Origin of the sequence: Bacillus sp. FJAT-45350, from assembly GCF_002335805.1 — a bacterium.
In the GTDB taxonomy this organism is placed as follows: domain Bacteria; phylum Bacillota; class Bacilli; order Bacillales; family NISU01; genus FJAT-45350.
In genome coordinates this window covers 2,598,085-2,612,146 of record NZ_NISU01000001.1, presented here as the reverse complement: position 1 = coordinate 2,612,146, position 14,062 = coordinate 2,598,085, and the positions used below count along the sequence as shown (strand labels likewise).

Genomic DNA, 14,062 nt, shown 5'->3' with positions numbered 1-14,062 from the left:
CCTACTATTAGGTTTGTAAAATTACACAAAGAGTCTTCCTAACTTTTTATATTCTAAACAAAGTAACTATTTTCCTATCCTTGTATACTTATTATAGAAGAACTTGGAGGAGGAAGATAAATGATTATTGGTGTACCTAAGGAAATTAAAAATAATGAAAATCGTGTGGCTTTAACACCGGCAGGAGTACTTAGCTTTGTAAATGGAGGACATACGGTTTTAATAGAAAAAAGTGCAGGAGAAGGCAGTGGTTTTGAAGATATAGCTTATGTAGCAGCGGGGGCAGAAATGGTAGAACAATCTGCCGAAGTATGGGCTCGTGCTGAAATGGTGATGAAGGTAAAAGAACCTCTTCAAGAGGAGTATGCTTATTTTAAAAAGGGACATATCTTATTCACTTATCTTCATTTAGCTGCAGAACCTAAGCTAGCAGAAGCTCTAGTAAAGAGTGAGGTTACTGCAATTGCTTATGAAACAGTAGAGGTAAATCGTACATTACCATTACTTACGCCAATGAGTGAAGTAGCAGGAAGAATGGCTGCACAAATTGGAGCTCAATTTCTTGAGAAGCCAAAGGGTGGTAAGGGAATTCTGTTAGCTGGTGTACCAGGAGTGAAACGTGGTAAGGTAACGGTTATCGGTGGTGGAGTTGTTGGAACGAATGCAGCTAAGCTTGCAATGGGATTAGGAGCAGACGTAACAATTATTGATTTAAGTCCGGAACGCTTACGTCAGCTTGATGATATCTTTGGTAATGAAATTAATACATTAATGTCAAACCCATTAAACATTGCTGAAGCAGTTGCTGAGAGTGATTTATTAATTGGAGCTGTACTAATTCCAGGAGCAAAAGCACCTAAATTAGTGACCGAAGACATGATTAAGTCAATGAAACCAGGTTCAGTAGTCGTTGATGTAGCAATTGATCAAGGTGGAATTATTGAGACTGTAGACAAAATTACAACGCATGATAACCCAACATATGTTAAGCATGACGTTGTACACTATGCTGTAGCAAACATGCCAGGTGCTGTACCAAGAACATCGACATTAGCTCTTACAAATGTCACAGTACCATATGCACTTCAGATTGCTAACAAAGGTGTGACACAAGCATTACAAGAAAATCCAGCATTAGCATTAGGGTTAAATGTTGCAGGTGGAGCAGTTACGTATGAAGCTGTTGCTAGAGACTTAGGATATGATTATGTTACGATTGAAAATGCGCTATTAAACGAAACAACAACTGTATAGTAACAAAAAAGGAAAGCCTACTAAGATATAGTTAATTATATACTTAGTAGGCTTTTTATTGAGGAAGATAAACCATGTTGATTCTTTTAAAAGATAATACTTTTCTTCAAATATTTGTTATACTATTAATTGTTAAAATATTGAATTGATAGTTAAAGGAATGGATCATGAAGAAAACTTTACGCTTCTGGATATTATTACTTACTTTTTTCGTTATCATAAGTATATTATTTTCTACGTTATTCTCTGCCTATGTTGTAACTAAGCAAAACGTAGTCAATCATTCATTAGAAATTAACAGTGTATATTCTGAAAAGCTTGCACAATTAGCAGATGAAGTTTTTACAACAATGACATTTGTATTAAAACAAAGACAATATGATATTGCGGATGATTTAACTCATGGTCGTAATATAGATGGAAAATTAGAGCGATTGTTGCATAGTAGTAAGGATTTTAATTCAGTCGCAGTAGTTAATAATGAGGGTATTATCATAAGTGCATCACCCTACGTAGGTATTGAAGGTGAAAAACTTACATCCTTGGGGGCGAACGAATCTCTACTGCATAAAAAAACTCTCATATCAGATCCTTATATTTCTATTTCCAATCGCTTGATTCTTATGGTGTCTACGCCATTATGGGGTGAAGAAGGAAATTATATAGGTTTTTTAGCAGGTACTGTTTATTTACAAGAAGATAATATTATAAGAACGATATTAGGTGAACATTATGCTAAAGATGGTTCATATGTTTACGTTGTAGATAATAATGGCACATTATTATATCATCCTGATGTAAATCGTATTGGAGAAGTTGTTAGGAATAATGAAGTAATTGAAAGCTTAATTGATGGTGAAAGTGGTTCGCAATTCATTACAAACTCACAGGGGATAGACTTTCTTGCAGGATACACATATATACCGTCTAGCCAGTGGGGCGTCGTATCACAAACTCCTTATAGTGTGGCAATTGCTCCGGTTTGGAACTTGGTTCAGAAGGTCTTTTTGTATTCAATCCCATTTGTAATCTTGCTTATTATATGCACTGTGTTTTTCACAGATAGATTAGCTTCTCCGCTTCGAAAATTAGCACTTTTTATTTTTAATAATGAGTCAGATACGTTAAAAACTGAAAAGCCAGATATTCCAACATGGTATTTTGAGGCTGAACAATTAAATAAAACATTAGAAAATTTTGTGCAAATAAAAGAAAGTAGTATTAATACCTATAAAACTAATTCACTGACCGATCCACTAACAGGACTCGGAAATAGACGATATTTCGATGAAACATTAGTTCAATTGAAGAATGAACAAAAGCCTTTCTCCCTCATTATTATTGATATTGATTACTTTAAAAAAGTTAACGACGAATTTGGCCATCAGATGGGTGACGAAGTCTTAATATTTTTATCTAAGAAGATGAAAGAGTTTGTCAGAAGTGTTGATGTATGTGTGAGACTAGGTGGTGAAGAGTTCATTATTTTGTTGCCAAATACAAATGATAATGATGCGATGAATATTGCTGAGAGAATGCGTGAAAATGTAAGCCATACAATTAGTCCTACTGGTGGATATATTACAATTTCTTTAGGTGTGGGTTGTTATCAGGCAGGTGAAGATATAAATTCATTTCTTAAACGGGTAGATGGTGCGTTATATCAATCAAAAAGAGAAGGACGTAACAAAACAGTGTTATCTTATTAAAAATCGATAAAGTATACATAATGTATACTTTATCGATTTTTTGTTTAAGTGGCTAGCACTTGATATTAACACATAACAACATTACTTAATGAAGCTGGTTTTCCTAATAAATACCCTTGTCCATAAGGAATTCCCAATGTTTTAGCTACGGATAATTCATTATCATCTTCTAAACCTTCTAATATTAGATGTTTATTTTCTCGCTCACAATAGCTGTGTAGGAAGGTAATAAGGTTTTGTTTTTGCTTTGACAAATGTAAATCTTTTGCTAAATATCGATCCAATTTAAGATAATCCGGATCTAGTTCAATTATTGATTGAAAATTAGCATAACCTCTTCCAATATCGTCAATTGCAATTAAGAAACCCAGTTTTTTTAGTTCTAGTATCCTTGATTTAAATATGCAAAAATCATCAATAACCTCAGATTCGGAAATTTCAAGTACAATCTGTTGACTAGTTAGATAGTTTTCAGTAATAATTCTCTTGAGAAAAATGGGAAAGTTATTATGTAAAATCGTCGATGGAAAGACATTTAAAAATAAAGTTTCTCCATTTTTTGATTGTCCTGCTGAATGGTAGGTGCAGAGGGCTTTATGAATGGACCGCGAATCCAACTCATAAAGCTTTTTTGCTTTTTTTGCTTCTAAGAAAGCGATTTCAGGATTAGCATAAACATTAGACCTAAGTAGGACCTCATACCCCAACCTTTCAAAAGATCCTAAGCTGTAGATTGGCTGAAAATAATGATAGAATTCCTCTTCTCGAATAAACATTTCAATAGACAAAATAATCGACCCATCCTTTATTTACTTAATAAAAAAAGGTAAACCTCAAGAATAGGTTCACCTTTTTGATCCAGTATCCTTCGGCGGCTCGGCTACCATATCAACATGTGACTTAGGTCCGTGGCTTTGCGTCCTTATCTTTAAATAAGTTTGCCATTATCGTTATTTTTATTATAAACACTTTGAATATAGCGTTTAGACAATTATAAACAAAATATGATAAAACAGCAATACACTCGACAAAATATTACAAAAATTTATTTCGTTAGTACTAAAAAAGTTATTTCTAAAGGATGGATTTATCCACTTTATCGCGAATAGTATTACTAAACTACCTATAAAGGAAGAATAGCTTCTAGGAGCTAACTTATGAGTATATATTCTAGGTAAAATATAACTAGTAAAATATAATAAGTCCTTTTCTTGTATGAACTGGAAATAAAGTTTTTCCTAATTAATCATTAACAATAAACAATTGCTCTCGAAAGGGTGTGTTGTAGATGAATAAGTGCATGGCGCATCGAGGCTGGTCAGGTAAGGCACCTGAAAATACATTAGCAGCTTTTGAGTTGGCTATTAATGAAGATAAGATTGATTCGATAGAGACAGATGTTCACATGTCTAAAGACGGTGTACCGGTTTTAATTCATGATTTTACATTAGAACGAACAACGAATGGTACGGGGTTAGTAAATGGCAAAACCTTGTCTGAACTTAAAGAACTTGATGCAGGGTCATGGTACTCAGAAGAGTATGAAGGAGAGAAGATACCTACGTTAGAAGAATTACTAATAAGAGCAAAAGGAAGAATACGGTTGAACCTGGAATTAAAGTCTGCTGGTTATTTTTATCCAAAGATAATTAATACGGTTGTTGCTTTAGTTAAAAAATATGAGATGGAACATGAGGTTGTTATCACATCATTTGATCATCAGAAAATAAAGGAATTAAAAAATGAACCTTTAATAGAAACTGGATTAGTGTTTGCGGGGAGTGTTACATTACTAGAGGAACAGCTTGAGTTAACAGGTTCTACAGTTATTTCAATCGCTTTTCCTTTTTTGACTAAAGAATTTGCAGAGCATTATATTGCACGTGGTTATAAAATAGTTACATGGACACCGAATACTGAAGAAGAGATTGTCTTTGTGAAATTAATACATCCTGATATTGTAATATGTACAAACCATCCTGAAAAAGTAATTAACTAACGATTTTTGGTTTTTAACTTTTCATAGTCCACTTTTCCTATATATGATATAATTAATGATTATTTTAGAAAATTTAGATTATGAGATTTAGTAGGTAGGAAAGGGCTGTTTTTGATGGAGAAAGAGAAAATTGATTCACTTAATGTTTCTAATCTATTGAATGAATTAAAAGAGGCTAATAAAGAAATGGAATTAGTCATGAAGACAGTTAATCAGGTTGCAACTCATGCTAATTTACTTGCCTTGAATTCAGCGATAGAAGCTGCTAGAGCTGGGGAAGCAGGACGGGGATTCTCGGTTGTCGCAGGAGAAATTAAAAAGTTTGCTGACCAAAGTTTAAAAGCAAATAAAGAAAGTAATATTTTGATAGAGAATATTCAACAAAAGGCAAATGAAGTTATTGCTGTACGTACAGTCGATGTCGCTTTTGATACAATTGATAAAATTGATAGAAACTTGTTTGAGAGAAACTGTGATGTTCAAGCATGGGCAGCCTTTAACGCTATAAAAAACTGTCTTAGAGAAGGGACAATGGAGCATGTAGCAACTGCTAAGACATTAATGAAAAAGATTATCGATATTTATGAGGTATACTATGACCTTTTTGTTGTAAATAAAGAAGGTATTATCGTTGCTGCTGGCAACAACCAATCTCAAGTGGGAAGAGATATGTCTGACCGTGATTGGTTTAAAGAAACAATTCAAAGAAAAGATGTATACGTTTCTGATATGTATTTCTCTTCCGTAATTAATGGACATGCTATGAATTATTCTGCTCCTGTTTTTGATGATAATGGAGAGGTATTAGGTGTATTTACGACTCGTTTTAACTGGGAATATGTCTATGAGATTATCGATAATGTAAAAGTTGATGAAGAAAGTGAGTTGTATTTGATTAATAGTCAAGGCGTTGTTATTGCTTCAAAGGACAGAGTTGGTATTTTAGAGAGGGATTTAACTTACTTAGAGGCAGTAAAAAAAGTTTGTTCCAATGAATCAGATAGAGGATACACAATTGAACGAGATTCTTCACATAAGGATAAAATCTTTGCTTACTGTAAAACAAAGGGTTATAACGCGTATAGAGGAAAAGGTTGGTCAGTGATAGTTAGTGAGAGTATATAAGAGGTGGTTTAGAAAGTAAACTTTAAGTATGGTGAAGTTGGTTACATTGTAATCAGCTTTTTTATATGTGGTGGAAGTGTATTCAAGGTGGCAATGGCTCCGCACTGTGCGCGTCAAATGATAAGAAACCGCTTATCATTTGACTTATAAATAGGCACAGACTCCGCTGCAATAAATAAAGTCTACGAGATTTTATTTTACAGTTGGTGGTTCTTTTGCTAGTGCTACGTGAAATATTCCTGCTGGAACGTGAACAGATACAAGAAGCACACGCTCAAGGTTAGATAGAGTTTTCTTTTGTTCAACTTGTTGAGGCGCCATTTCTAACTCAACATCTCTATTAGACATATTCACTAGGAAAATACCATTATGAAGGTTCAAGAATTCACTTACTGATGCTTGAGCTAATTCGTCGGGCTCAGTAATATCTTCTTGAGAGTATTTTTTAGCAACGTCTATAAAAACTTTTTCGTCAGCAAGTATCGCTGTGTATAGATTGTTTTCACCAGAAATATTTTGATGTACTAGCCATTCTGTTTCAAGAAGCTCTGGAGTGCTTAATGACTCAATGCGAATTTGATCATCTACAAAACGAATCATATTTTTAGCAAATAGCGATAGATAATCTTTGTATAAATCACTGTTTGAAGAATCGTCAACATTAATCATCGTATCAACTAGTGTATTAATGTCTCCTCTTTTAATAGAAGAAAATTGCTCATCAGAAAGACCGTTTTCTTCTTTATATTCGTTTAATGTTTGTGAGAACTGCTCAAGAGTCATAATATTTTCATCTAGTAAAACTTGCCCTAGAAGAAGATGACTATGTTTTTGTGAGGATAGTAGATCCTCTAGCTGTGCATCTGTCATGTATCCTAAATCGATGGCAATCTCACCAAACCGTTTATCTACTTGCATTTGTTTTTGGTGTACTTCTTCTACTTGTGCAGCTGACATATATCCTGCGTTCACAGAAAGAACTCCTAGTTTAAGGTGAGTTGACTTTTGTAATTCTAAAGCTGTTTCTAATTGCTCTGGGCTGAGTAATCCCTTATTTAATAAATAATTACCAAAATATTGACTAAACACGAGACTCTTCACCTTCTTTCAAAATTTTATCAATAATTGAATCGATAGAATTTTGCGCAATAGGCTTTTGGATGAAATCGTACGCCCCAAGGTGAATCGCCTTTTTTAAGTGTGATTGTGTACCTGCTGATGATGCCATAATGACTTTTATTTTTGAGTTAAATTCTTTTATTTCGGTCAATGCTTTGATTCCATCTTTATCAGGCATAACAATATCCATAAACACGATGTGTGGAGCATCTTCCTTACATTTGTCTACCGCAATTTGTCCGTTTTCTGCCTCTTGGATGTTTTCACAACCTGCTTTCGCTAGGGCATCCTTCATCTTCTTTCTAATTAGCATAGAGTCATCACAAACTAATACTTTTAAATCTTTAACTTGCATGAGTCAAAAACCTCCTTAAATTTTCCTAGGAATTTAGTTGTGTACTGATAAGTGAATAAATCACTACAATTGAAGTATTCATAGCTAGTAATCAGTATTTTATCATTTATTTAGAAAAATGGTAAGGATTTATATTCATAGAATAATTAGTAATATAGACACGGTAGAAACGTTATTGAATCGTTATAGGGCGTATTCCCCATATTTCACTTGCGTACTCTGAAATTGTACGGTCACTTGAAAATTTCCCGGAATGAGCGATGTTAGTAATACTCTTCTTAAGCCACTGTGATGGATTACGGTAATTTTGATCGACAATTACTTGAGACTCTGCATAACTATCAAAATCTTTTAAAACAAAGTATTCGTCATTGTTTGATAGAATCGTATAAAAAATATCTTTAAACTCTACTTCATCTTTACTAAAGAAGCCATTAACTAGTTGGTCAAGGACTGTTCTAACTCGGTTGTCTGAATTATAAATATCGCGTGCTCGGTAGCCACCATGTTGTTGATAATGGAGTACTTCGTCAGATGTTAGGCCAAAAATAAATATATTATCATTGCCGACCATATCCTTTATCTCTACATTTGCTCCATCCAATGTCCCGAGAGTTAATGCACCATTCATCATTAACTTCATATTTCCAGTTCCGGATGCTTCTTTACTAGCGGTAGAGATTTGTTCACTTACATCTGCAGCTGGAATGATTTTCTCTGCTAGGGATACACTATAATTTTCTAAGAAAACGATTTTTATCTTGTTATTAATTGACGGGTCATTATTAACGATATTAGCAGTTGTTAAAATTAATTTGATTACCTTTTTAGCAAAATGATAGCTTGGCGCAGCTTTCGCACCAAAAATAAAGGTACGGGGTGTAATATCTAGATTTGGATTTTCCTTTATGACATTGTACATATGAATGATGTGAAAGATATTAAGTAGCTGTCTTTTGTATCCATGAAGTCGTTTGATTTGAACGTCAAAAATAGAATGCTCATCAACTTTGATTCCACATTGGGCATTAATGAGTGAAGCAAGCTCGATTTTATTTTCTTTTTTTACTTGGGCTACTTTTTCTTGGAAGGATGAGTCCGATGTATACTTGATTAGATCAATTAGCTCTTTTGGTTGTTGAATCCAGCGTTCACCAATTGCATTAGAGACAATGGATGCGAGTTTTGGATTAGCATTAAGAAGCCATCTTCTGTGTGTAATTCCATTTGTTTTGTTATTAAATTTATCTGGATAGATATGATAAAACTTCTTCATTTCTTTTTTCTTAAGTATATCGGTATGGATTTTCGCAACACCATTCACACTATGGCTTCCTACTATTGCTAGGTGCGCCATGTGAACTTGGTCATAAGCGATAATTGCAAGCTCAGCAATATTGTCACGTAGTTCCGGGTATTTATCCCATAAGCTTCGACAAAACCTTTCATTAATTTCTTCGATAATCATATAGATTCGAGGAAGAAGTGACTGAACCATGTGCACAGGCCATTTCTCAAGTGCTTCGCTAAGTGTCGTATGGTTCGTATATGCTAGAGTTTCTGTTGTTATATTCCACGCTTCGTCCCAATCGAAACCTTCTTCATCAACTAGAATTCTCATTAACTCAGGCACAATTAAGCTTGGATGAGTATCATTGATTTGAATTGCTACTTTTTCTGGTAGACAAGTGAGACTGCAATTATATTTTTCCTTGAATGTTCGAATAACACTTTGTAAGCCAGCAGAGACAAGGAAATATTGCTGTTTCAAGCGCAAAAGTTTACCTTCAAAATAAGAATCGTCAGGATATAGAAATTCGGAAATTGTTTCAATAGACCGTTTATAATCTAAGTAATTATGGTAATCATGGCGGTTAGATGTATGGAAATTAAAATCATTTGAAGTTGATTCTGCACTCCAAAGTCTTAATGTATTTACTGTTTTATTTTTATAGCCAACAATCGGTACATCATATGGTACAGCAATGACTGTTTCACAATCTCGTTGATGGAAAAGAAGTTTATCTCCTGTATCTTCCATCTCAACTCTACCACCAAATTGAACTTTTACTGCCTTGTCAGAACGACGTACTTCCCAAACGTATTCTTCTTTAAGCCAGTAATCAGGAAGCTCTACTTGATAACCATCAATCATTTTTTGTTGGAATAATCCATATTTATATCGAATACCACAGCCATGACCAGGTAAGCTAAGAGAGGCCATAGAGTCTAGAAAGCAAGCTGCTAGACGTCCTAGTCCTCCGTTTCCTAATCCAGCATCGTGTTCTTGTGCGAATACTTCTTCTACATTAATCCCTAAGTCTTCTAATCCTTCTTTACAAATTGTTAACGTACCGGTGTTTAACAAATTACTTTCAGTCAAACGCCCAAGCAAGAACTCCATAGAAAAATAGTAAACTTGTTTTTCTTGGTTATTATGATATTGCTCATTCGTATCAAGCCAATTCCGATTAATTTTCTCTTTCACTAACGAACCTATTGTTTGGTAAATCTCCATTGGTGAAGCACTTTGCAAGGTTTTACCGAATGATGTCTCTAATTTTTCAATAAATGCTTCTTTAAATTTATCCTTACTTGAAAACATTGATTTACCACTCCTTATGATTAGTAACATAAAGCTGTTTGTATTGGTTTGCGGAATTATCCCAACTAAAGTTCGTTCTATAAATATTCTGTAACAACTCACTCCAAATCACTTCATCTTCATAAAAATGAAGAGCTCTTTTGATCGTATGAAGCATGTCATGAGCATTGTAATTCGTAAATGTAAAGCCATTACCTTCCTTTGAAAACTCACAAAATGATTTTATAGTGTCGTTTAATCCACCTGTTTCTCTAACTATGGGTACGCTTTCGTAACGTAAAGCAATCAATTGTCCAATGCCACACGGTTCAAAGCGGGAGGGCATTAAGAACATATCGGATGCTGCATAAATTTTTCTCGCTAGTTTTTCATTAAAAAAGAGTTGGGTCGATATCTTCGTTGGATAGCGTGTTGATGCCTTTTGAAAAGCTTGCTCAAATTCCTTATCACCAGTTCCTAGAATTACAAACTGTATATCGAAAGAAGCTATTTCATCGAGTAGAGAAGTAATTAAAGGTAAGCCCTTTTGTTCTACTAATCTTGATACGAGTGCGATCATCGGTTTTTGTTCGGAAACAGGCAATCCTAACTCCTTTTGAAGTTCTAACTTATTTTTTCTCTTGTCTTGTACAGAGTGTGTAAAGTGATGTGTAAGATACTGGTCCGTACCCGGATTAAACTCATCATAATCGATTCCATTCACAATTCCGTAAATGGAACGTTCTTTAAGTAATGAATCTAAGCCTTCACCAAAATAGGGTGTTTTAATTTCATGTGCATACGTTTCACTAACAGTTGTTACAACGTCAGAATGAACAAGTGCTCCTTTTAAAAAGTTTATGTCACCGTTATACTCAATCCCAAAATAGTGTTCAGGGGCAAAATGAAGCATATCTTGATAAATCGACTTAGAAAAAATCCCTTGGTACGCAAGATTATGGATTGTAAACATCGTTTTAATCTGTTTATAAAAAGAATCCTCTGAATACACCGTTCTTAAATAAGAAGGAATAAGAGCTGTTTGCCAATCATGACAATGAATCACGTCAGGTTGAAAGTCAATTAGTTTAATTCCCTCTATGACAGCATGACAAAAATAGACAAAGCGCTCTGCTTCATCATAATAGCCGTACAAACCAGGACGTTTAAAGTAGTACTCATTGTCAATAAAATAGTATGTAATATTCTCATGCTGTAATTCTTGAATGCCACAATATTGGTTTCTCCACCCAACTGGAACATTAATTTCTTTCAGATATGTCATTTTTTCTTTAAAATGCTGTGGGATTTCATCAAACTTAGGTAAGATAACACGAACATCGATATGTAATTTTTGTAATGCTTTTGGAAGAGAGCCGATAACATCGGCGAGTCCTCCTGTTTTCATAAATGGTGTGCATTCAGATGCAACGAAAAGCACTTTCATGATTTTCTCTCCTTTTATAAACTACTAGAAAGTGGTGCAAGTATTTCTTACACCACGAGTAATCTCTTTATTAAATTATTTATAGTGATTGAACAATTGTTTGAATAGTAGGGTAATAATTACGCTCATACAAAAGTCGGCTTTGCTTATATTGTTCTCTTACATTACTCTTCTTTTTGCTAGTACGTACGGTTGTTCAGTAGCTCCTATGAATGTTCGATCAGGTGAGAGTATAATATCTTTATCTAATATGACGTTTTCTAGCTGAACGTTTTCTTTTACATCGGAGCGTTGCATGATAATAGAATTTTTGACTGAGGCACCTTTTTCAATATGAACACCTCTAAATAAAATACTATTTTCAACATGACCATCAATGACACAACCATTGGCAATTAGTGAATTTTGAACAGTTGCACCTTTTAAATACTTTGCTGGTGGTTCATCCTTTACCTTTGTATAAATGACTTGTTCGTTAAAAAATAAGTTGGAATAAACGGTAGGGCACAATAGGGACATGCTGTGTTTGTAGTAACTTTCAATCGAATTAATTACAGCTAAATAGCCGTTGTATTCATAGGCATGAACGTTTAAGCGGTCGAGGTTTCCGATTACACCATCTCTAAAGAGGTTATCCATACCTCTAGCAATGCAATGCTCAACAAGCTCTAGTAATAGCTTCTTACTCATGATATACATACCCATCCCTATATTAGAATTGTGATGATCGTTTGTAATATTCAAAACTTGTTTATTAACATCTAATTCTAGTTTGTGGCATTGGCGATGCTCCTCTTCTAATTGGTCAACTGGTTTGTAGATGACGGTAATATCTGCGTCGCTATCCAAATGAGCTTGAAAAGCCTTAGAATAGTCAATATTACATATGTTTTGACTACCAGTTATAAGGACATATTGAGATAGACCTCGATGAAAGAAATCTCGGTTATTATGAAAATGTTGCAAATCACCTTTGGAAATATCGGTTGGGTCATTCCAATCAGGGGGAAGAATAAAAAGCCCACCTCGTTTTCTATCTAAGTCCCATGCTGCTCCCGTACCAAGATGGTCCATTAACGAACGGTATTTTTTTCTAGTAAACACAGCAATATCACTCATGTTTGAATTGACCATATTAGAGAGAACAAAATCTATTAAACGATAGCGGCCACCAAAAGGTACTGCTGCTCCACATCGAAAATATGTTAATTCATTTAAGTAATCCATTTCAGAATCTAAGTTAATAACTCCCATTAGCGTTTTCATTTTTTAAATAAGCCTCCTGCTCACTATCGTTAATTGGTAACTACATGTTCATTAATAAAAGAATCTTTATCTAAAACAATTATTTCGTTTGGGTCTATCGGTTTTATATGTGTGTTATTTGGAATAACAGTTCCTTCATTAATAATAGCTCTTTCAATAACAACATTTTCACCAATTTTTACATTTGGCATAATGACTGAATGATTGATTTGACTATTTTTTTGCACTTCAACACCGTAAAAAAGAACAGAATGATCAACTGAGCCGTAAATAAGGCATCCTTCATTAATAAGTGAGCAACTTACTTTTGCTGAAGAGGCAATGTATTGAGGGGGTTGGTTAGGGTTTACCGAATAAATTCTCAAATTATGCTCATTTAACTGGAGTGAAGGTTTATCCTTTAATAAATCCATGTTTGCTTCCCAGAAGCTTTGAACCGTTCCAACATCCTTCCAATATCCTCTGAACGGAAAGGCAACCATTTTACGTTGATCTTTTAGCATCTCTGGGATAATATCTTTTCCGAAGTCATGGCTAGACTCAGGTTTTTTTGCATCATTTATTAGATAGTTACGAAGTACCTCCCATTTGAAAATATAAATTCCCATTGAAGCAAGGTTATTTTGAGGATTTTCCGGTTTTTCTTCAAATTCTGTAACGGTAAGTTCCTCATTAGTATTCATAATACCGAATCGATTCGCTTCTTCCCAAGGTACCTCAATGACAGAGATCGTAGCATCAGCAGAGAGATCTTTATGGTAAGAAAGCATCGCGGCATAATTCATTTTATATATGTGGTCACCAGAAATTATCAACACGTATTCCGGGTTATGTTGTTCAATGAAATTGATATTTTGATAGATAGCATCAGCTGTCCCCTTGTACCAAGACCCACCTTGTTTTTCGATAAATGGTGAAAGGACAGATAACCCTCCGTCTCTTCTATCTAAATCCCAAGGGCTTCCTATCCCTAGATGAGTATTTAAAGCAAGTGGCTCGTATTGAGTGAGTACTCCAACAGCATTAATTCCTGAATTTGTGCAATTACTTAATGTGAAGTCGATGATTCGATACTTTCCACCAAAGTGAACAGCTGGTTTTGCGATTTTCTTTGTAAGAAGTCCGAGACGTTTTCCTTCTCCGCCTGCTAGTAACATACCGACACATTCATTTTTTCGATTCATTGCAATTCTCCTCGCTCTTT

Annotated in this window: 11 protein-coding genes, 1 pseudogene and 1 riboswitch; of the genes and pseudogenes, 5 read left to right on the top strand and 7 right to left on the bottom strand. The window is 34.5% G+C overall.

The window, feature by feature from the left end; genetic code table 11:
• The first annotated feature begins 120 nt into the window (after positions 1-120).
• A complete protein-coding gene (ald, locus tag CD003_RS13125; protein ID WP_096201554.1) occupies positions 121-1,254 on the top strand; it encodes an alanine dehydrogenase in 1,134 nt (377 codons plus the stop codon).
• A 167-nt stretch (positions 1,255-1,421) separates the two neighbouring features.
• Positions 1,422-2,963, top strand: coding sequence for a sensor domain-containing diguanylate cyclase (locus CD003_RS13120; RefSeq protein ID WP_096201553.1), 1,542 nt, complete (start codon positions 1,422-1,424; stop codon positions 2,961-2,963).
• A 65-nt stretch (positions 2,964-3,028) separates the two neighbouring features.
• Here CD003_RS13120 and CD003_RS13115 read toward each other — a convergent pair whose 3' ends face one another.
• Entirely contained in the window at positions 3,029-3,751 is a 723-nt protein-coding gene (locus tag CD003_RS13115; protein ID WP_096201552.1) for an EAL domain-containing protein, read from the bottom strand.
• Positions 3,752-3,830: 79 nt separating this feature from the next.
• Positions 3,831-3,916: riboswitch (cyclic di-GMP riboswitch) on the bottom strand.
• A 335-nt stretch (positions 3,917-4,251) separates the two neighbouring features.
• On the opposite strand from CD003_RS13115, the gene CD003_RS13110 reads away from it, so the two are divergent.
• From CD003_RS13110 to CD003_RS22685, 3 genes and pseudogenes are all read left to right on the top strand, one after another.
• On the top strand, positions 4,252-4,962 hold the full coding sequence (locus CD003_RS13110) for a glycerophosphodiester phosphodiesterase (protein WP_096201551.1): 711 nt from the start codon (positions 4,252-4,254) through the stop codon (positions 4,960-4,962).
• A gap of 114 nt (positions 4,963-5,076) precedes the next feature.
• Positions 5,077-5,310: pseudogene (locus CD003_RS22690) on the top strand (methyl-accepting chemotaxis protein); the annotation flags it as partial.
• A gap of 183 nt (positions 5,311-5,493) precedes the next feature.
• Complete coding sequence (locus tag CD003_RS22685; RefSeq protein WP_373558572.1) at positions 5,494-6,087, top strand: cache domain-containing protein; 594 nt, start codon at positions 5,494-5,496, stop codon at positions 6,085-6,087.
• 192 nt (positions 6,088-6,279) lie between these two features.
• Here CD003_RS22685 and CD003_RS13100 read toward each other — a convergent pair whose 3' ends face one another.
• From CD003_RS13100 to CD003_RS13075, 6 genes are all read right to left on the bottom strand, one after another.
• Complete coding sequence (locus CD003_RS13100; protein WP_096201549.1) at positions 6,280-7,176, bottom strand: hypothetical protein; 897 nt, start codon at positions 7,174-7,176, stop codon at positions 6,280-6,282.
• Positions 7,169-7,561 (bottom strand): response regulator, encoded by a 393-nt coding sequence (locus CD003_RS13095; RefSeq protein WP_096201548.1) that lies wholly within the window; start codon positions 7,559-7,561, stop codon positions 7,169-7,171. The genes CD003_RS13100 and CD003_RS13095 overlap by 8 nt, the downstream gene beginning before the upstream one ends.
• Positions 7,562-7,733: 172 nt before the next feature.
• Positions 7,734-10,166 carry a glycogen/starch/alpha-glucan phosphorylase gene (locus CD003_RS13090; RefSeq protein WP_096201547.1) on the bottom strand — a complete coding sequence of 811 codons (2,433 nt, stop codon included), beginning with the start codon at positions 10,164-10,166 and terminating at the stop codon, positions 7,734-7,736.
• Positions 10,167-10,170: 4 nt separating this feature from the next.
• Complete coding sequence (glgA, locus tag CD003_RS13085; protein ID WP_096201546.1) at positions 10,171-11,592, bottom strand: glycogen synthase GlgA; 1,422 nt, start codon at positions 11,590-11,592, stop codon at positions 10,171-10,173.
• Between the two features lie 159 nt (positions 11,593-11,751).
• A complete protein-coding gene (gene glgD, locus CD003_RS13080) occupies positions 11,752-12,858 on the bottom strand; it encodes a glucose-1-phosphate adenylyltransferase subunit GlgD (RefSeq protein ID WP_096201545.1) in 1,107 nt (368 codons plus the stop codon).
• Between the two features lie 29 nt (positions 12,859-12,887).
• Positions 12,888-14,042 (bottom strand): glucose-1-phosphate adenylyltransferase, encoded by a 1,155-nt coding sequence (locus tag CD003_RS13075; RefSeq protein ID WP_096201544.1) that lies wholly within the window; start codon positions 14,040-14,042, stop codon positions 12,888-12,890.
• Positions 14,043-14,062: the final 20 nt, after the last annotated feature.